The organism is Sinorhizobium garamanticum (assembly GCF_029892065.1).
GTDB lineage: Bacteria > Pseudomonadota > Alphaproteobacteria > Rhizobiales > Rhizobiaceae > Sinorhizobium > Sinorhizobium garamanticum.
Map to the genome: position 1 here is coordinate 1106876 of NZ_CP120374.1, position 19906 is coordinate 1126781.

Sequence of the window (19906 nt, forward strand, 5' to 3'; positions counted from 1 at the left end):
CGGGAACAGAATATTCTTCTCTTCATGAAGTTGGCGCTCCGACCCGGGCGCCAAAAACTGGGGAACTGATGTGCGCAAGAGCCTTCCGGAATTCAAATACATGACGTTCGACGTCGTCGGCACGCTGATCGACTTCGAAGGCGGCCTCAAGGAATGTCTCGCCGGCATCGCCGCCGAGGCAGGTGTGACAATCGACGGCGAGAAGGCGCTGAGCCTTTACCGCGCGGCGCGCTACTCCAAGGACGCCGACCTCTTCCCAGACGATCTCGTGCGCGTCTATCTTGAAATCGCGCCAAAGCTCGGCCTGCCGGCGGACCGCAGATACGGCGAGCGCCTCAGGGATTCCGCCAGGAACTGGAAGGCCTTTGCAGACAGCGCTGAAGCGCTGGCGCGCCTTGCCAAGGACTACCGGCTCATCGCAATGACCAATGCCCGCCGCTGGGCCTTCGATTTCTTCGCAAGCGAGCTTGGCAACCCCTTTCACGCCGCCTTCACGGCAGACGACACTGGCACCGAAAAACCGGATCCTGTCTTCTTCGAGAGGGTCTTCGACTTCATAGCTTCGGAAGGAAATTCGAAGGACGACATCCTGCATGTCGCCCAGAGCCAGTACCACGACATCGGCATCTCGCGGAAGCTTGGGCTGACCAACTGCTGGATCGAGCGGCGGCACGCGCAGAAAGGTTACGGCGGCACCATCGAGCCGGCCGAATTCACCAAGCCCGACTACCACTTCACTTCTATGGCCGGCCTTGCCGATGCCGTGGCCGTCGCACGCAACTGACCAGTTCACCGGATCGGGTCCAAGCCTACGCAAGACGGGCAGCCCGCCAACAGACAAAAAGGGGAATGACATGAACGACAAGATCACCAATTGGACCAGATCCGACGACGCGATGGTCGAAAACGCCATCCGCCGTGGCGCCACTCGCCGCGAGCTCTTGCAGATGATGCTGGCCGGCGGCGTTGCCCTTTCTGCCGGTAGCTTTGTGCTCGGCCGAGCCGGCAATGCCGTAGCAGCGACGCCGGTCGCAGGCGGCACGCTGAAGGCAGCCGGCTGGTCGTCCTCGACCGCTGATACGCTCGACCCGGCAAAGGCGTCCCTCTCGACGGACTACGTCCGCTGCTGCTCCTTCTATAACCGCCTCACCTTCCTCGATAAGAGCGGCACGCCGCAGATGGAGCTGGCGGAGGCGATCGAGTCCAAGGATGCGAAGACCTGGACCGTCAAACTGAGGAAGGGCGTCACCTTCCATGATGGCAAGCCGTTGACCGCCGACGACGTGATCTTCTCGCTGAAGCGCCATCTCGACCCGTCTGTCGGTTCGAAGGTCGCCAAGATCGCCGCGCAGATGACGGGCTTCAAGGCGGTCGACAAGCAGACGGTCGAGGTCACGCTCGCCAGCCCGAATGCCGACCTGCCGACGATCCTCTCGATGCACCACTTCATGATCGTCGCCGACGGCACCACCGACTTCTCAAAAGGGAACGGCACCGGCGCTTTCGTGAGAGAAGTCTTCGAGCCTGGCGTGCGCTCCGTCGGCATCAAGAACAAGAACTACTGGAAGTCCGGACCGAACGTCGACTCCTTCGAGTACTTCGCGATCAGCGACGACAGTTCCCGGGTGAATGCACTATTATCCGGCGACATCCACCTCGCCGCCACGATCAATCCGCGCTCCATGCGCCTGGTCGAGAGCCAAGGCGACGGCTTCGTCCTATCGAAGACCACCTCCGGCAACTACACCAACCTCAACATGCGGCTGGATATGGAACCCGGCAGCAAGCGGGACTTCGTCGAAGGCATGAAGTACCTCGTAAACCGCGAGCAGATCGTCAAGTCGGCGCTGCGGGGCTTGGGTGAAGTCGGCAACGACCAGCCGGTTTCCCCCGCCAACTTCTACCATAATGCCGAGCTGAAGCCGCGCGCCTTTGATCCCGAGAAGGCCAAGTTCCTCTTCGAGAAGGCCGGCGTGTTAGGCCAGTCGATACCGGTGGTTGCCTCCGATGCGGCGAACTCCGCGATCGATATGGCGATGATCATCCAGGCCTCCGCTGCCGAGATCGGCTTGAAGCTCGATGTCCAGCGCGTTCCCGCAGACGGTTACTGGGATAATTACTGGCTGAAGGCGCCGGTCCACTTCGGCAATATCAACCCGCGTCCGACGCCGGATATCCTGTTCTCGCTGCTCTACTCCTCGGAGGCTCCGTGGAACGAGAGCCAATACAAGTCGGAGAAATTCGATAAGATGCTGATCGAGGCGCGCGGCTCGCTCGATCAGGAGAAGCGCAAGGCGATCTACAACGAGATGCAGGTGATGGTCGCCAACGAAGCCGGCACCATCATTCCAGCCTATATCTCCAATGTCGACGCGATCACCGCCAAGCTCAAAGGCCTGGAAGCCAATCCGCTTGGCGGCCAGATGGGCTATGCTTTCGCTGAATATGTCTGGCTCGAAGCCTGATGAGGAAACCGGATGGGGCTGCAGCCGCTCCGCCGCAGCCCCGACCGCTTTTTAACTTAAACTTCTTGTCTCGAACGTCGAAAGGAGCGCGCGTGAACAACCGGGTCTTATCCCTTGTGCTGAGCAGATTGCTCATTGCCCTCATCACCCTGGTGATCGTCTCCTTCGCCGTGTTCTTCGCGACGACGCTCTTGCCTGGAGATACGGCGACCATCCTGCTCGGCCAGGCCGCGACACCGGAGGCCGTCGAAGGTCTGCGCAAGGCCATGCATCTCGACGAGCCGGCCATCCTGCGTTTCCTGCGCTGGATCGTCGGTCTGGTGCAGGGCGATCTCGGTACGTCCTATGCCAACGAGATGCCGGTCGCGGATCTGATCGGCGGACGCTTCGTCAACACGCTGCAGCTCGCAGGCGTTACCGCGCTCTTCTCAGTGCCGATCGCACTCACGCTCGGCATCACCGCGGCGATGCTGCGCGGCTCGCTCTACGACCGCATCGTCACGGTACTGACGATCGGCGTCATTTCCGTGCCGGAGTTCATGATCGCGACCTCCGCCGTGCTCGTCTTCGCCGTCTATCTGAAATGGCTGCCCGCGCTCTCCTTTGCCAACGAAGTCACGTCTCTCGCCGATCTCCTGCGCATCTATGCCATGCCGGTGATCACGCTCACCTTCGTCATCTCGGCACAGATGATTCGCATGACACGGGCGGCAGTGATCGAGACCCTCAACACGCCCTATGTGGAAATGGCGCTCCTCAAGGGCGCCTCGCGGCCGCGCATGGTGTTTCGCCACGCGCTGCCGAACGCGCTGGGTCCGATCGTCAATGCCGTGGCGCTTTCACTCTCCTACCTGCTGGGCGGCGTCATCATCATTGAGACGATCTTCAACTACCCAGGCATCGCCAAGCTGATGGTCGATGCCGTTGCCACCCGCGATCTGCCGCTAATCCAGAGCTGCGCGATGATCTTCTGCCTCGGCTACCTGCTGCTGATCACGACGGCCGACATCATCGCCATTCTCTCCAATCCGAGGCTTCGATGACCATGACCACTTCGAGCACATCGAGCACTTCCGGCCGGACGTCCGGAATCCGGTTCGGCTATCGCTTCAATATCATCGGCATGATCGGTCTTTCGATCATCCTTTTCTGGGCGCTCGTCGCGATCTTCGCGCCGCTGATCATCCCCTACCCGGTTGGAGAGATCGTCGACCTCGACTACTTCGGTCCGATGAGCAGCGACTTCTGGCTCGGATCCGATTATCTCGGCCGCGACATGCTTTCGCGCATTCTGATGGGTGCCCGCTACACCGTCGGCATCTCGCTTGCGGCGGTGACGATCGCGTGTTTCTCGGGCGTGGTCCTCGGCATGATCGCGGCTGTGGCCGGCGGGTGGCTCGACACGCTGTTGAGCCGTTTCCTCGACGCCCTCCACTCAATTCCAAGCAAGCTCTTCGGACTGGTGGTGGTCGCCGCCGTCGGTTCCTCCATTCCGGTGCTGATCTTGACGCTCTCGGTAATCTACATTCCGGGCGCCTACCGTTTCGCCCGAGCTCTCGCCGTAAACATCAATGCGATGGACTTCATCACCGTGGCTCGTATCCGTGGCGAGAGCACGCTTTATCTCGTCCGTTCGGAAATCCTGCCGAACATCGCAGGGCCGGTGCTCGCCGATCTCGGCATCCGCTTCGTCTTCATCGTTCTCCTGCTCTCCAGCCTCTCCTTCCTCGGCCTCGGCGTCCAGCCGCCCTATGCCGACTGGGGTGCACTGGTGCGCGAGAACATCGGCGGCCTGCCCTTTGGCGCACCGGCGGTGATGGCTCCCTCCTTTGCGATCGCCAGCCTGACGATCAGCGTGAACCTCTTGATCGACAACCTGCCGCAGAAGATCCGGGATCGGAGCGAATGATGGGCAATCTCGTAGAAATCCGTGACCTTAAAGTCGAAGCCACCACCGATTCCGGCCGCCGCGTCGAGATCATCAACGGCGTCAGCTTCGACATCGCCGAAGGCGAGATCGTGGCGCTGATCGGCGAAAGCGGCTCCGGCAAGACGACGATCGCACTGACGCTGATGGGCCATGCCCGCCCCGGCTGTCGCATCTGCGGCGGCAGCGTCTTAGTCGCCGGAAAGGACATGGTGACGCTGAGCGAAAAGCAGCGCGCCAGGGTGCGCGGCACCGAGGTCACCTATGTCCCGCAATCAGCCGCCGCCGCATTCAACCCGGCCGCCACGATCATGGACCAGGTAATCGAGGTCACCCGAATTCATGGGCTCATGTCAGCCGACGAGGCGCGCCTCCGCGCCGTCGAGCTCTTCAGGGCGTTGTCGCTGCCCGAGCCGGAAACGATCGGCAGCCGCTATCCGCACCAGGTTTCCGGCGGGCAACTGCAACGTCTTTCGGCCGCCATGGCCCTCATCGGCGACCCGAAGCTCGTCATATTCGACGAGCCGACCACAGCGCTCGACGTGACGACGCAGATCGAGGTGCTGCGCGCCTTCAAGTCTGTGATGAAGAAGGGCGGCATCGCCGGCGTTTACGTCTCGCACGACCTCGCCGTGGTCGCTCAGATCGCCGACCGAATCGTCGTCTTGAATGGCGGCGAGACCAAGGAGACCGGCACCACCGAAGAGATCCTCAACGACGCGAAGCACCCCTACACGCGGGAGCTGCTCGCCGCCTTCGAGCCGAAACCCCGTGGCGCTGCGGGCGCGGCAGAGAGTGGTCCTGCCCCGTTGCTCGAAATCGAAAATCTCGTCGCAGGCTACGGCCAGGCCCAGGCCGACGGCCTGCCGCTCGTGCGCGCCGTCGAGCATGTCAGTCTCAAGGTGGAGAAGGGGCGCAACCTCGGTATCATCGGCGAGTCCGGTTGCGGCAAGTCGACGCTCGCGCGGACCATCGCCGGGATATTGCCGGCCGCTATCGGCAAGATCGTCTTCGACGGCAAGGAACTCGGTCGCAGCGCCCGCGCGCGCTCGCGCGATGAACTGCGCGAAATGCAGATCGTCTTCCAATATGCCGATACGGCGCTTAATCCGGCGAAATCCGTCGAGGACATCTTAGCCCGGCCCCTTACCTTCTATCACGGCATGAATGCAAAGGCGCGCAGCGCACGCATCGACGAGCTGCTCGACATGGTGCGCCTGCCGCGCAACCTGCGTCATCGCCGCCCGGGGGAGCTCTCGGGCGGCCAGAAACAGCGCGTCAACTTCGCCCGCGCACTCGCCGCCGAGCCGAAGCTGATCCTGTGCGACGAGATCACCTCGGCGCTCGACACGGTGGTCGCGGCCGCCGTCATCGACCTGCTCAAGGAGCTGCAGCGCGAGCTCGGCCTCTCCTATATCTTCATCAGCCACGATCTCTCCGTGGTGGAGGCGATTTGCGACGAGATCATTGTGATGTATGACGGCAGGAAGGTGGAGGAAATCACTCCGGCCAAGGTCGAGGAACCGCAGCACCCCTATTCGCAGTTGCTCTTCTCGTCGGTGCCGAAGCTCGATCCCACGTGGCTCGATGGGCTCGAACAGGATCCGGAGCTCGTACGTGCCTATTGCCGGCGCTGACGCGCCGGCACGCTCGCGAGACATGCCGCCTCATCACACCCCTGGCGGCCATCGTCTCCATCACCAGGCTGACCGAGGGCGGCGACACCCGGCTTTCTCTGCGTGCAACTTCCCGAGGGAGAGGGCGGGCCCAATCGCAAGTGCCAGCGTGCGTCAGCCGTAGCGAGTCGATCTGAAGATCCTACATCCGAAACAGGCTGGTCAGCGGCATGTGCGCCTTGACGATCGGCGACTTCAGCACGACGAAGCTGAAATATTTGTCGATGCCGACGTCCATGTCGGTGAGGCGCTCCATGATCGTCTGGTATTCGCCGATCCCGGTCGTGACGAATTTCAGAAGATAGTCATAACCGCCGGACACCAGGTGGCATTCGATCACCTGGTCGACCTTGTCTATCGCCGCGAGGAACCGGGCAAAGTCGATCTGCCGGTGGTTCTTCAGCGTGATTTCGGTGAAGACCGTCAGTGTCTGCCCGAGCTTGCTGACGTTGATCTGCGCCGAATAGCCCTCGATGTAACCTTCCGACTGCAGCTTCTTCACCCGCATCAGACAGGGGCTCGGCGAGAGGTTGACCAGTTCGGCCAGTTCGACATTGGTGATGCGGCCATTCTTCTGCAGTTCGTACAGAATCTTGATGTCGATCCGGTCGAGTTTCATGGCGCGCCTCCCCCTTTGACCAACGGCGCAGCAGATTCTGCTGCGATTTTCCGACGATGACCTTAACACACTGGAGAGACGTGTCGATTTCGTTTGGCACAATGAGCCGAAGCAGAATGGGCGGCATCGCCGTTGCAAGACGGAATCTTCTGCTGCGCGCCGGGCGCACTCCGGCAACGCCGTTGCGCCAAAACCGCTAGACTGCGCTCGAAACGGAGGTCACACCATGCCCGCACCGCTGCAACTCGTCGAAGCCACGCCGCAGCTGCCCGACGCCGCCGATGCCGTGGTCATCGGCGGCGGCATTGTCGGCGTGTTTGCGGCCTACCATCTTGCCCGCCGCGGATGGAAGGTCGCGCTTGTCGAGAAGGGCCGGATTGGTGCAGAGCAATCCAGCCGCAACTGGGGTTGGTGCCGCCAGCAGAACCGCGACGCCCGCGAATTGCCGATGGCGACGAAGAGCCTCGACCTGTGGGAGCGGTTCGCCGCCGATAGCAGCGAGGACACCGGCTTCCGCCGATGCGGGCTCTTCTATCTCAGCAACAGCGACGAGGAGCTGGCCGGCTGGGCACGTTGGCGCGAATTTGCCCTTACCGCCGGCGTCACGACGCATATGCTCGACAGCGCGCAAGCAACGGAGCGCGGCCGAGCAACGGGCAAGCCATGGAAGGGCGGCGTGTTTTCTCCCACCGACGGCACTGCCGATCCGGCACGCGCGGCGCCCGCTGTTGCGCGCGCAATCCTGAAGCTCGGCGGCACGGTGCATCAGTCCTGCGCCGCCCGCGGCATCGAAACGGAAGGCGGCCGGCTCTCCGGCGTCGTCACCGAACACGGCACCATCCGCACGAAGACGGCGATCCTCGCCGGCGGCGCTTGGGCCTCCTCCTTCTGCCGGCAGCTCGGCATCCGTTTTCCCCAGGCTTCAGTCCGCTCGTCGATCCTTTCCGTTTCGCCGGGGGCAATTGGCCTGCCGGACGCTCTGCATACGGCCGCCGTTTCCGTGACGCGTCGTGGTGATGGCGGCTATACGCTCGCCATCAGCGGCCGCGGCCGTGTCGATCCGACGCCGCAGCAACTCAGGTTCTCGCCGCAGTTTCTACCGATGTTCGTCCGCCGCTGGCGCAGCCTGGCCCCGGGCGGCCTCGAAGGCTGCCGCTCCGGTCACGAAACCCTCGCTCGCTGGCATCTCGACGCTCCGACGCCAATGGAGCGCATGCGCATCCTCGACCCGGCAGTCGACAAGGCGACCATTCGGCTTACCCATTCCCGCGCACTCGAGCTCCTACCCGACCTGAAGAACACCTGCATCACCGCCGCATGGGCGGGCTACATCGACAGCACGCCGGACGGTGTGCCGGGCATCGGCGAAATCGCCGCCATACCGGGATTTATCCTCGCCGCCGGCTTCAGCGGGCACGGCTTCGGCATCGGCCCAGGCGCCGGTCACCTGATCGCCGACATCGTCACCGGCGATGAGCCAATCGTCGACCCCCGACCATACGATCCGGACCGTTTCCGAAAATCTGCCTGGGGAAAAGTCGCTGATTTTTAGATGACGTTAGCCTTGAGCGAGGGCTCCCCACACATCCACGAGGAAAATGATCCGCGCCATTCGGTGTGATCCGCCCGCTATCAAAGATGATCGCAATGGTCGCGCGCAGCCCTGCTCGGGGACCAAGCCAATTGAGGGTCGCACCGTTCGGTCGACCGTCTCGGCCTTAAACCCGAGGTCCTGCAAGGTCAACTAAAGTAGATCCATCGATCTGAAAGGGACACAAGATTGGTGTTCTGGATGAAGTCAGAACCTGCAACGCTCAACAGGATTAAATCTCAGAGCTATGTGGTCGGCAAATCGGGTTGATAGAGTATCACGCGATTGCGGCCGGCTTGTTTGGCCAGGTAGAGTGCCACGTCAGCCTGGTTCTGAAGCTTCTCCGGCGCGATGATCTCCTCACCTGGCGCCTGCGCCGCCACGCCAACGCTGAGGGTGACGTAAGGCGATACGCGGGACGCGGGGTTCGGAAGCGAGGCGGCTTCGACGCTCGCCCTAATTCGTTCAGCCGTAGCCAGCGCCGCTCGTTCATCTGCGCCCGGCAGTACGACGAGAAACTCCTCACCGCCGTAGCGGGCAACATGGTCGCGGTTTCGCCTGACGCTGCTCTGAATAATGCCGGCAACTTTCACGAGGCAGCGATCGCCTTCGGCGTGGCCAAGACGATCGTTCAGGTTCTTGAAGTCGTCTATGTCGCACATCAGCATGGCGTTGCCCGGAGGGCGGTCTGCGTCTGCACTCCAGAGGCGATTGAGGGTTTCCATCATCCAGCGCCTGTTGGCGATCCCGGTCAGGGGGTCGGTTTTTGCAAGGCGCTCAAGGCGGGCATTGGCGTCGGCAAGCTCCACCACGCGCCGCTTGTCGCGAAGTTCGAGAAGGAAAGTCTTCTGGGCCAGGATCGTCATCGTGCGTCGGGCAACGACAGTAGCGATAATGCCGCTGGCAAAAAACAACGTCCCAGCCACGGCGCTGCCCTCGTCGAGGGACGGATTCCGCAACTGAAAAATAAGGTAGAGGGCAAGCGCGAAAGAGGCGACCGTCACCGTCCAGGTCAGGGGAACCGCGAAGATGATGATCGCCGTGATGGCGACGAACAGCATAATGTTCAAGTGCCGTTCATGGAACTCGCCACCCGCGCTCACTCCCACCAGCGCGACCGACAGGAGAATGAGGAACAAGCCTGCGAGCAAAGACACCTTTAGAAGCCAGACGCCGCGTGGTTTTCGCCAGACAAAGGCGGTGGCCAATGCTGCGGGCGGAAGAATGCAGGCTGGCGGAAGCATCGACAGCACGACTGCCTTCGGAAGCAGGATCGCGTTGAGACCCAGCGTCAGTACGTCCAGCAGGGCGACCCATGTCATCCACGCGCGAATGATTTTGGCCGTCCGGGACCACGAACGCTCTTGGAACAGTCGACCAAGCTCACCTCTGAGGCGGATGTCACGCGTACGGCCCGTGAGAAGGCGCTCGACTTCGGCCATAACCGCCGGGTTGGGCGGCTGAAATCGCACCTCCGGGGAGGCGCTCGCGCGACTGGCAGCAACTGCGCTTTCCTGAAGCTCCATCCCTGCCCATCTAGGGGAGCACCTCCTGCTGGCAAGATCATCGGTGCATGAACTCGGGAGTTGCACTCTTCATGCCACCCGGGCACTTCCTTTCTGCAGGCGCAGGGAAACGCTAAAGTAAACGTCGAGGTCAGATCGATCCTGATCGTCTCGACCGTTTCCGACGACCGCTGGGGCACGGCGACGTCGAGCCCAATCACCTCGTATCGGTCGCGCAGACTACGAGCGATCTCCTGTCCAAGAAAGTCGCTCGAACCCGTGATCAGGACGGTCGGACGATTGATCGCTTCGGTCATGTCGAAACTTGGGAGTTCGTCTCGCAAACGTCGCATCCGACGGGTCAGCCGCCGAATGTGTCGACGAACAAGATGGCCGCGACGGCAACGGCGTATACCGGAACGACATATCTCCAGACCCGTGAGGGCATCACGCGGACCACGTAGGGTGAGATCACGGCAGCCGGCAACGCTCCGGCCCAGAGCCAGGGGAGAAGCCGCCAGTCGACCTCGGTACCGAGCGCGACGAGAACGAGGAAGGTGATCGTGCCGAGCGCGGAGGCGACGCCCTCCGCCATCGTTGCCAACGCGACCGAGGTCTTCTCGAAGACACCGGAGAGCACGCCTCCGAGCGTGATGACAGGTCCGTAACCGCCGGCGCCGATGCCCTTGTTCGCGCCCGCGACCGCCGCGAATACCAGCACGCGCCGCGGACGATACGGCATGCGTTCCCCCCGCGAGGAGATCGTCAGGATGATGGCGGCCATCACGACGACGACGATCCCGATGTAGGTCCTGACGAAGGTCTCGGAGAGCGTGAAGGCGTAGTAGGTGAGCACTTGGGCGACGATCGCGCCTAGTCCACCGATCGCGGCGATGGCTAGCACGGTCTTCGTCGCCTGGTTGAGTGGACGCCAGGAGAGCTCGATATTGCGGAACTCGTTGTGCATCAGCCCCGCAGCAAGGCCGGTAGCTGCTTCCGCCGCCAGCAGACCAGGCACGACTTGCAAAGGCGCGAAGCCCAGCACGAGAAGGAGCGGAGACAGCGCCGTGCCGAATCCCATGCCCGAAGACGAGTCCATGGTCTCGAACAGGAACGCGAAGGCAATCACAGCGACGATTTTCCAGACGGCGACGTCGACATTCGAGGAGAAACCGCCGACCAAGAAAGTCAGAACGACGAACCCGCCGGCCCAGATGCCGGCCGCGACGAGCAAGGTTCGCACGCTGTGCTCGGACAGCCGTGCACGCTCGCTGACCGGCCTCTCTTTGTCGCGCAGCGCGGCCGCGTCGATCCGGTCGCCGACGAACACGCGCCCAAACTCCTCAGTCCAAGCGTCGCGAGGCGCGCGATAACCTGCGCCCCCCGGCCCGTAGTGGCGACGGAGTTCGTTGAGATAGCCGTCGTCCGTGTCCGTTTGGGACTTCAAGGATCGCGGGGCGTTCATGATCTCCTTGTGTCGGCGATCAACGTAGACCTTTCTGGCGCCGTGATCGATTCGCTCGATCACGGCCGCCGGCAAGATCACCCGCCTCGTCGCCCGCTTCCCGGGCAGCGACCAGACCAGGTCGACCGAGATGAAGCTCGGGACAAGCCCTTCCGTCGTCCCGTCGACCTTGCCGATCGTCCCCTGGAGGTCCTCCACTTCGTAGCCGACGACGTCGGTGGAGAGGGCCTTCTCGCGGACTCTCTGCAGATCGAAGGTTAACATCGCGTCCTCATGCCCCGTGATATGCTCACCATACCGCATTGGAGCACTCACCGCGAACGGGCCGGAACGATGACGAGTGCTAACCCTCGTACCCCGTGATATGTTCGCAATACCGCATGGGCGCACTCGCCGCGAAGGGGCTAGAACGATGACGAGTGCTGACCCAGACGTCGAGGAGGATGAGATGAAAGAGGATGGGACGGAGGCCGGCGAGGCACGAACGCGCACCTCGGCGAAAGACGAGGATCTCTTAAAGGAACTCGTCGGGTACCTCCGGCAGAACCGGGAGACCCTGCGCGAAGAGTGGGTCCGTCACATCACGGACGCGCAGCTTCTTGAGACCATGAGCCGTGAGGAAATTATCTCCGAGGCGTCCGCCGTCTACGACAACTACGTCGACGCGCTCGAGACCGGTAGCATGGCGGCGCTACAGGCTTACACGCGCGACCTTTCTGAGCGGATCGTCGAACGGGGCGTCGAGACCCACGAAGTGCTCTCCATCGTCCTGCGCCTGCGCGACGTCCTCGCGCGCGCGCTGTTCGCCAATTATGGCCAAGACGCCGGGGTCCTGAACCAGGTACTCAACGCCTACGAGCCCGCCGCGAACAGCATCATGGTCACCGTCGGCGTCAGCTTCGTCGAGCAGCGCGAGCGTGTTATCCGCGAGCAGCAGGAAGCGATCCGGACGCTGTCGACCCCGGTGATGAAGCTTCGCGAGCGGCTCTTGCTCCTCCCCATCATCGGCGCGCTCGACACACAACGCATGCAGCAGCTGACGGGGCAGCTGCTTGAGGCAATCCAAGCGCATCGCGCTCAAGTAGTCGTGGTCGACATCACCGGCGTCGCCGGGATCGATCGCAAAGTTGCCAACCATCTCCTCCAGACGGTCGAGGCGGCTCGGCTCATGGGTGCCGAGACGATCATCACCGGACTCTCGTCGGAGATCGCACAGACCATCGTCAACCTGGATGTCAGCCTCTTCCCGATGAAGACGGTCGGCGATCTCCAAGGCGGTCTCGAGGATGCCGAGCGGCTCCTCGGCACTCGCCGGGGCGAGAGCGATACCAGGCTACCTGGATCGCTTCAATCCAGCCCGACCTGAGTGACAGCAAATTTCGCGCTCCGTGGATTGGAGTTGATCGTGGGCCGATTCTAGGAGTCCTTGCGGACCCGCGATGCGAGCATTCTCCATCCGACTGACGAGATCTCGTCGAGAGGACCGATGCGTTCTGGCAGGACTTGGCCAGCCGCTACAGCTACAACGGCAAATGGCGAGACGAAGTCGTCCGGAGCTTGTCCATCCTGAAGGCTCTCACGTTCTCACCTACAGTCGGGATCGTCGTCGCCGCAGCGACGACATCGCTTCCGGAACAATGGGCCAAGCTTCGCATCGGCGGCTAGGACGAGCAGGCGATCGTCCGGTTCGGCAAGCAGCAACGCGTCAACGACCAGCTCGACAGGTTTGTGCCTTAACGCTCTCGCGGCTCATCGAGCGAATGCTTGCGTCCGCATGGAACGAATCTCGACCACGAGGCGAAAGCGCCTGGAGCGTCGCAAATCTAGAACTGGATGGGTCTCCTTGTGGCATCGCCGCGTTTGAAGTCGGAACAAACGGCCGACCTTCGCTTTCCCCTCTCAAAAGGGAGAAAGCTGATGGCGAGAAACAGCCCCAAACAGTTCGGGCGCACGAAGCCCGGCCCCGCCGACGACGACGCTGCGACCTTTCCTCAGTGGGAAGAGAAACTGCCCGAAAGCGCGAGGAATCCCGAGGAAGCGCGGCCCGTGGACCAAGGCCGTGTTCCTCCGCGCCGGAGTCGCGATGAGGCAAACATCGACACGGATGAAGCCCTTCCGAGCGACGAAGAAGAGGAGACGATCGCCGAAAACCCCGAGCGCGAAGAGGTGCGCTTTGGCAACGTGAAGATGCCGCGCAAGGACTGAAATGGAGTCCGCAACTTCCGCGCAGGATTAGTTGAGGAGGGCAGAAGATTATGGTGATGGATTACCTGTGGCTACTGGTGACCGCAGGCGGGGCCTTTGCACTCGGCGCGGCCTTGGCCTATGCGATCATGAGGCAGAAGCCGCTCCCGCCTGCCGCTAAGGAAGCGCAGAAGCAAAAAGTCAGGGAGCTTTACGATCGCTCGCCCGAAGGAAAGTCGCGCTAGCCCTTCATGGTCAATTGGAAACACTTTGCACGGAGCAGGTTTGCGTCTGACCGCGGGCTTACACTCGGCTTGCACATGCCGAATGCTTCCAGTTTGCCCATTGCAGGCTCCCAGATCGCCTGGATGATCGATGAATCAGGATGCGTCGCCCATTATGGCGCTCCCACGTCCTCTGGGAACCATAGTCGTTCAGACCGGTTAAAGATACTGCAACGGCGCGGCCGCGAGGGCGCGAAACGCATCAGGCGGCGGTTCGACCAACATTCGCAACACGTATTGCGCCTCGTTCCAAAGGTGGAGGCTGGAACCGATGGGACCGCTGTCAAGCCATATGGTCATGCATATCCTGCTCATGAACGTCCTCGCCCCGTTGATGGGCGCCTGCGCATGTCTTGTCTGGCCCCAAGTACGAGAGCCTCCGGGCGGCGCATTGGCGTTCGCGACGGCAGCGCAAATCCTCGGCCTTTGGATGTGGCACGCACCGCCTCTGCTCGCGCGTGCCTTTGCCTCCGTTTCAATTCATCTGCTGATGTACGGAAGTCTTTTGCTGACCGCCTTTCTGTTCTGGTGGGTGGCCCTTCGCTTCCGGGGAAATCGCAGATGGAAACCGATCCTCTCCCTCCTCGTCACCAGCAAGCTCTACTGCATGCTGGGAGTGCTCTTCGTGTTTGCGCCAAGGACGCTTTTTGCCGGCATAGCCAGGCATAACCCCGGCACCCCTCCCCCGAGCCTGGATGCTGCACTGGCCGATCAGCAACTCGCGGGACTCCTCATGCTGGTCGCCTGCCCGGCCATCTATGTCCTCGGCGGTATCGTCCTCGGCGCACGATGGCTGTTCGCCATGGAACCGGACAAAATCGACCGGCAAAATGCGGGTGAAGAAGCGTGGACCTGAAGGATCTGCACTGGACGACCATTGCAAAGGTGCTCGCGGTGGCAGCCGCCGGTGTGATAGCGGTGGGCGCGGTTGTCGTCTGGTCCGGTGTCTACAATGTCGCAGCCTCGCGGGATCATCTGCGGATCACAACATGGCTGTTCGAAGTGATCCGCGAACGTTCGATCACCACCCACAGCTACCCGGTCAAGGCGCCGCCGCTCGACGACGAAGGTATGGTTCGCCTCGGCGCCGGCCATTACGAGGGCGGCTGCGCTCCCTGCCACAGCCGGCCCGGGGAAGAGATAAACGCGATCGCCAGAGGCATGCTGCCTGCGCCTCCCGATCTAAGGACCGTCGGTGAGCGGCGCCCGGTGGAGGAAATCTTCTGGATCGTCAAACACGGCATGAAATATACCGGTATGCCCGCATGGTCGAGCTCGCAGCGAGACGACGAGGTCTGGGCCGTGACCGCGTTCCTCGCCCGCCTTCCGGGCGCCACTGACGATTATGCGGACCTTGCGGGCCTCACGCGCGATGCACCGGACAATCCGCCTGGAGACCTGACGCATGGCCGTGCGCTAACACAATGTGCGCGCTGCCATGAAAATGAAGGTAACGGAACGAACGGCGACCGCATACCTCGGCTTGCGGGGCAGAACGAAGCCTATTTGCTGCGCAGCCTCCAAGAATATGCCGAACGACGCCGCGCGAGCGGTGCTATGGAACCGGTGGTCGGTCCGCTGGACGACAACGAGAGACGGAGGCAGGCATCCTACTACTCCGCCCTGCGACCTGCCGCGATGGAGAAGGCCGCCGCGCCCGACCCGGCGCAGCTTCGACGTGGCGAATCCATCGCGCTCCGCGGCATTCCACAACAGCAGGTGCCGGCCTGCATGAGCTGTCACTCCGGGCGGCAGTCGCCCCACTTCCCGCTGCTCGCCGGGCAACATGCGGCCTATATTACGGGACAGTTACGTCTCTGGCAGCAAGGCGGACGCAGAGGGTCGGCCTATGGGCGGATCATGGCTGCAGTCGCCGAGGCCCTCGACCCGGCACAGATCGAAGACGTTGCCGCCTATCTCGAGTCGCAGCCCAACGGAGTGGCATCTCGGCCCCCGATGGCGGAGGCGCGCCAATGAGCATCGCCAGGTTGATCGCGCCGCTCACCCTCCTCGCGCTCCAAGGCTGTGCCGGCATTCAGTCGGCCCTCGAACCAACGGGTGCCGAGGCGGAGCGTATCAACGTCCTCACCTGGCTGCTGATCTTTTTCTCTGCTGCCGTCTTCCTTGGAGTTTGCGCGATCACGGCTGCAGCGCTCTTCGGCGGCGACGCCCTCCGTGAGCGGATATCCGGAGAACGGCTGGTGATCGGAGGCGGCCTCCTATTCCCGATCCTGGTCCTCAGTCTTCTGCTGAGCTACGGTTTTTATCTGATGGGAGCGGGCTCGCCGGTCGCACACTCGGACAGCCGGCTGCGTATCGAAGTCGAGGGCAAGCGCTGGTGGTGGCGGGTGACCTATGTCGACGAAAACGGCCGACGGATCGAGAGCGCCAATGAGATCCGCCTGCCCGTCGGCCAGCCGGTAGAGATCGAACTGACGTCGGCGGACGTCATCCATAGCTTCTGGGTTCCGAAGCTCGCCGGCAAGCTCGACATGATCCCGGGCCGCACCAACAGGATGACGCTTCACGTGACGCAGGCGGGCATCAGTCGCGGACAATGCGCCGAATATTGCGGCGGACCGCATGCCCTGATGGCCTTCTTCGTGATCGCCATGCCCGAACGTGAATTTGCCGCCTGGCTCGAGCGTGAAGCCGCCGATGCCGCTCTACCACCCACCGACGCAGAGGCGGTGAACGGACAGGCGCTGTTCCAGTCATCCGGCTGCGTTGCATGCCACAGGATACGGGGGACTGTTGCCCAGGGAACGATCGGCCCGGATCTGACCCATGTCGGGAGCCGGCATTCGATCGCCGCGGCAACGCTCGAAAACGACCCCGCGGCCTTCGCCCGATGGATTCGCGACAGCCAGCATGTGAAGCCGGAAAATCTCATGCCTTCTTTCGAAATCTTCACCGCGAGCGAGCTCCGGCAGCTTGCCGCTTATATGGATCAACTGAGGTGACGACCGATGCCCGATTTCACCGCCACGCGGATTGCGATCACTGTCACGGCGATCTTCGTCATCGGATTGGAGCGGCGAGACCGGACGGTCTTCAGGATCGGCTACGATGCCTTCGCTGTCCTGGCGGTTAATCCTTCCGGATTGGTCCTACTCTACTTCCTGCGCGACGTTAACAGCGGAGGCGGATGATGGAACTGCCCAATCCCGATCCCCGGCCAGAGGGGGAAGTTCGCGAACTTGAGCGCATATGGGCGATACCGGGCGGCTATCGCCTCCTCATCGAGGTGAACAATACGGTTATCGGCCTCATCTATATCGGCGTCGCGTTTCTCTTCTTCCTGATGGCCGGCGTCCTGGCGCTCATCATGCGTACACAATTGGCCGTCGGCGACAATCACCTCATTGGTCAGGATCTCTACAATCAGATGTTCACCGTTCACGGCACGACGATGATGTTCCTGTTCGCCGTGCCGGCGATGGAGGCACTCGGCGTCATGCTGCTGCCGCAGGTACTTGCCGCGCGGGATCTGCCGTTCCCGCGCCTCAGTGCCTTCGCCATCTGGGCCTATGTGGTCGGCGGGTTGGTTTTCTTCTCGACGATCTTCTACGATCTGGCGCCGAAAGGCGGCTGGTTCATGTACCCGCCGATGACGCTCACCGAATATTCTCCGGGTGACAACGCCGATTTCTGGCTGCTAGGCATCGGCTTCATCGAGATCTCGGCGATTGCCGGCGCGGTCGAGATCGTCGTCGGCGCGCTCAGGACCCGGCCACCGGGCATGTCGCTCGCGAAGATGCCTATCTTCGCCTGGTCGATGCTGATCTTCGCGGGCATGATCATGTTCGCCTTTCCCGCGGTGATCCTCGCGACGATGATGCTCGAGATCGAGCGGGCGTTCGGCTGGCCATTCTTCACGGCCGCACTCGGGGGCGATCCGCTGCTGTGGCAGCATCTCTTCTGGTTCTTCGGTCATCCAGACGTCTACATCATCTTCCTGCCGGCCGCAGGCCTGGTCTCGATGATCGTTCCGACAATGGCGCGCACGCCGCTCGTCGGCTACCGCCTGATCGTGGTAGCCCTGATCGGCACCGGCTTTTTCAGCTTCGGCCTATGGGTGCACCACATGTTCACCACCGGTATCCCAGCGCTGAGCATGGCCTTCTTCTCGGCCGCCAGCATGGCGGTCGCCGTTCCCTCGGGTATCCAGGTCTTCGCCTGGATCGCGACGATCGCCGCCGGGAGGCAGCGTTTCCGCATCACGACCGCATCGCTGTTCATCCTCGGCTTCCTATTCATCTTCATCCTCGGCGGGCTCACCGGCGTGATGGTGGCGATGGCGCCGTTCGACTATCAGGTGCACGACACCTATTTCGTCGTCGCCCATTTCCATTACGTGCTGGTCGGCGGGTTCGTATTCCCGCTGTTTGCCACCTTCTATTACTGGGCGCCACTGTTCAGCCGACGGCCGCTCTCCGAGCGGCTCGGCCGCTGGGTGTTCTGGCTGATGTTCTTCGGCTTCAACGTCGCCTTCCTGCCGATGCACGTGACGGGCCTCAAGGGCATGCCCCGACGCGTCTGGACCTATCCCGGCGACATCGGTTGGGACATGCTGAACACCATCTCTACCGTTGGAACCTACGTGCTGACCGCCGGAGTTCTGCTCTTCGTGATTGACCTCATCGCAAACTTTCGCGTCGGACAAGGCGATGTAGAGAACCCATGGGACGCCGGCACGCTGGAATGGCTGCCGAACGACGTCTACTCCACCCGCAGCGTTCCCCACGTCACGAGTCGCGAGCCCCTGTGGGACAGGCCGAGCCTTCCGCAGGAGGTGCGTGACGGCCATCACTATCTGCCCAATGCGCCGACGGGCGGGCGAGAGGCCCTCGTCACGTCACCAATCCATGCCCGTCCACAATACGTCGTCCAGATACCGGGACCCGGCTGGCCACCCTTCCTCGCTGCCATCTTCACGGCCGCATGTTTCCTATTGCTAACGATCAAGCTGGTGACGATCGCCATCATCTGCGGCGGGCTGGCCATTACCTTTTGCCTCTTCTGGGCCTGGGGGCTTGATCCCGGACCATCGAAGGGCATGGTGGACGTCGCCAAGGACATTCGCCTGCCGACTTACATGACGGGACCGACGTCACATTCCTGGTGGGCCATGGTGGTTCTGATGTTGGTGGCGTCATCCCTTTACCTCGCCTATGTCTTCTCCTACCTGTTTCTCTGGGTCGTCTCGCCCGAGGTCTGGGCACCAGCCGGATCTCCGGCACCGCCACCCGGCCGGTGGCCAATTTCGACCGGGGCGCTGCTGCTCGCGGGCTCTGGCATCGTGTGGCTGGTCAGCCGCGGGCTCAAAAAGATCGCGGCATCGCGCGTCGCGATGCCGGCGGCTCTGCTGCTGTCGCTCGCCTGCCTGGTCGGCGCGCTTGCACTCGAACTCTCGGGGCATCTGCTAACCGGCTTGCGTCCCGGCGACAACGCCTACGGCGCCATGGTCTATCTCGGTGTGGTCCTCTTCGCACAGCTTGCTTTCGCGCTCGTGATCCTGGGGCTGTATACCCTGGCGCGGCATCTGGCTGGCAAGCTCGACGCGATACGCCGCGTGAACTTCGACAATTATATGCTGCTTTACCACTACACCGTTGTCCAATCACTGCTCGGGCTCGGGCTGGTGCACGGCTTCCCGCGGCTGATCGGGTAGGTTCGCGATGAAAGAGTCCACAAAGGAAGCACCCATCGCCAGCGCAATCTTCTTCCTGCTGACCGGGCCGATCCTGTGGGCGGGGCATTTCCTCCTCGTCTATGGTGTACAGTCCGTAGTCTGCGTCGTCGGAAGCGGCGCTGGCGCGCCGCCGGATCTCATCCAGACGTCAATCGTTGTGGTAACGCTTGGGGCAATATTGTTGCTATGTTTTGCTCTCTTCTTTCCTGGCCGCCTCGCACATGTGCTGCGCTACGAGACGGCTGACCCGCATAATCGTATCTTTTCGATCCGAGTCGAACGGCTCTTGAGCCTCCTCTCACTGATCGGCGTCATCTGGAGCGGCACATCGGTCTTCCTGATCGACGTGTGCGGGCTCTTGAGGTGACGACCAACGCGACAGAGCAGCTTGCCGCCCGCCTACTCGCGCGGTTCTGCTTACCGCTCGTGCATGCCCGCGAACGACGAGGCTGGAACTCATCCCAATGCGCGGCATTCCAGTAGAATGGAATAAGG

General features: G+C 62.3%; 18 protein-coding genes. 15 read left to right on the plus strand and 3 right to left on the minus strand.

Features of this window, described 5'->3' with window-relative positions; genetic code table 11:
- The first annotated feature begins 70 nt into the window (after positions 1–70).
- From PZN02_RS25025 to PZN02_RS25045, 5 genes are all read left to right on the plus strand, one after another.
- Positions 71–784 carry an HAD-IA family hydrolase gene (locus PZN02_RS25025; RefSeq protein WP_280661668.1) on the plus strand — a complete coding sequence of 238 codons (714 nt, stop codon included), beginning with the start codon at positions 71–73 and terminating at the stop codon, positions 782–784.
- 70 nt (positions 785–854) lie between these two features.
- A complete protein-coding gene (locus PZN02_RS25030; RefSeq protein ID WP_280661669.1) occupies positions 855–2465 on the plus strand; it encodes an ABC transporter substrate-binding protein in 1611 nt (536 codons plus the stop codon).
- A gap of 92 nt (positions 2466–2557) precedes the next feature.
- On the plus strand, positions 2558–3508 hold the full coding sequence (locus PZN02_RS25035) for an ABC transporter permease (RefSeq protein WP_280661670.1): 951 nt from the start codon (positions 2558–2560) through the stop codon (positions 3506–3508).
- A complete protein-coding gene (locus tag PZN02_RS25040; RefSeq protein ID WP_280661671.1) occupies positions 3505–4374 on the plus strand; it encodes an ABC transporter permease in 870 nt (289 codons plus the stop codon). Before PZN02_RS25035 ends, PZN02_RS25040 begins: the two co-directional genes overlap by 4 nt.
- Positions 4374–6029 (plus strand): ABC transporter ATP-binding protein, encoded by a 1656-nt coding sequence (locus tag PZN02_RS25045; RefSeq protein WP_280663270.1) that lies wholly within the window; start codon positions 4374–4376, stop codon positions 6027–6029. Before PZN02_RS25040 ends, PZN02_RS25045 begins: the two co-directional genes overlap by 1 nt.
- Positions 6030–6210: 181 nt before the next feature.
- On the opposite strand, the gene PZN02_RS25050 is transcribed toward PZN02_RS25045, so the two are convergent.
- On the minus strand, positions 6211–6687 hold the full coding sequence (locus PZN02_RS25050; protein ID WP_280661672.1) for an Lrp/AsnC family transcriptional regulator: 477 nt from the start codon (positions 6685–6687) through the stop codon (positions 6211–6213).
- A 226-nt stretch (positions 6688–6913) separates the two neighbouring features.
- On the opposite strand from PZN02_RS25050, the gene PZN02_RS25055 reads away from it, so the two are divergent.
- A complete protein-coding gene (locus tag PZN02_RS25055; RefSeq protein ID WP_280661673.1) occupies positions 6914–8239 on the plus strand; it encodes an NAD(P)/FAD-dependent oxidoreductase in 1326 nt (441 codons plus the stop codon).
- A 284-nt stretch (positions 8240–8523) separates the two neighbouring features.
- Here the strand turns inward: PZN02_RS25055 and PZN02_RS25060 are convergent, their stop codons facing one another.
- Positions 8524–9804 (minus strand): GGDEF domain-containing protein, encoded by a 1281-nt coding sequence (locus PZN02_RS25060; RefSeq protein ID WP_280661674.1) that lies wholly within the window; start codon positions 9802–9804, stop codon positions 8524–8526.
- Positions 9805–10144: 340 nt separating this feature from the next.
- The gene (locus tag PZN02_RS25065; protein ID WP_280661675.1) at positions 10145–11512 is read right to left on the minus strand and encodes a sulfite exporter TauE/SafE family protein; all 1368 of its coding nucleotides are present in this window, start codon (positions 11510–11512) and stop codon (positions 10145–10147) included.
- Positions 11513–11660: 148 nt separating this feature from the next.
- On the opposite strand from PZN02_RS25065, the gene PZN02_RS25070 reads away from it, so the two are divergent.
- From PZN02_RS25070 to PZN02_RS25110, 9 genes are all read left to right on the plus strand, one after another.
- On the plus strand, positions 11661–12614 hold the full coding sequence (locus PZN02_RS25070) for an STAS domain-containing protein (RefSeq protein WP_280661676.1): 954 nt from the start codon (positions 11661–11663) through the stop codon (positions 12612–12614).
- Between the two features lie 551 nt (positions 12615–13165).
- Positions 13166–13453 (plus strand): hypothetical protein, encoded by a 288-nt coding sequence (locus PZN02_RS25075; protein WP_280661677.1) that lies wholly within the window; start codon positions 13166–13168, stop codon positions 13451–13453.
- A 50-nt stretch (positions 13454–13503) separates the two neighbouring features.
- Positions 13504–13677, plus strand: a complete 174-nt coding sequence (locus PZN02_RS25080; RefSeq protein WP_280661678.1) for a hypothetical protein — start codon at positions 13504–13506, stop codon at positions 13675–13677.
- A 337-nt stretch (positions 13678–14014) separates the two neighbouring features.
- Complete coding sequence (locus tag PZN02_RS25085) at positions 14015–14572, plus strand: cytochrome c oxidase assembly protein (protein WP_425336307.1); 558 nt, start codon at positions 14015–14017, stop codon at positions 14570–14572.
- Positions 14563–15693, plus strand: a complete 1131-nt coding sequence (locus PZN02_RS25090; RefSeq protein ID WP_280661680.1) for a c-type cytochrome — start codon at positions 14563–14565, stop codon at positions 15691–15693. Before PZN02_RS25085 ends, PZN02_RS25090 begins: the two co-directional genes overlap by 10 nt.
- A complete protein-coding gene (locus PZN02_RS25095) occupies positions 15690–16679 on the plus strand; it encodes a cytochrome c oxidase subunit II (RefSeq protein WP_280661681.1) in 990 nt (329 codons plus the stop codon). The genes PZN02_RS25090 and PZN02_RS25095 overlap by 4 nt, the downstream gene beginning before the upstream one ends.
- A 6-nt stretch (positions 16680–16685) precedes the next feature.
- Positions 16686–16868 carry a hypothetical protein gene (locus tag PZN02_RS25100; protein ID WP_280661682.1) on the plus strand — a complete coding sequence of 61 codons (183 nt, stop codon included), beginning with the start codon at positions 16686–16688 and terminating at the stop codon, positions 16866–16868.
- Positions 16868–19390 carry a cytochrome c oxidase subunit I gene (ctaD, locus tag PZN02_RS25105; protein WP_280663271.1) on the plus strand — a complete coding sequence of 841 codons (2523 nt, stop codon included), beginning with the start codon at positions 16868–16870 and terminating at the stop codon, positions 19388–19390. Before PZN02_RS25100 ends, ctaD begins: the two co-directional genes overlap by 1 nt.
- 7 nt (positions 19391–19397) lie before the next feature.
- The gene (locus PZN02_RS25110; protein WP_280661683.1) at positions 19398–19778 is read left to right on the plus strand and encodes a hypothetical protein; all 381 of its coding nucleotides are present in this window, start codon (positions 19398–19400) and stop codon (positions 19776–19778) included.
- Positions 19779–19906: the final 128 nt, after the last annotated feature.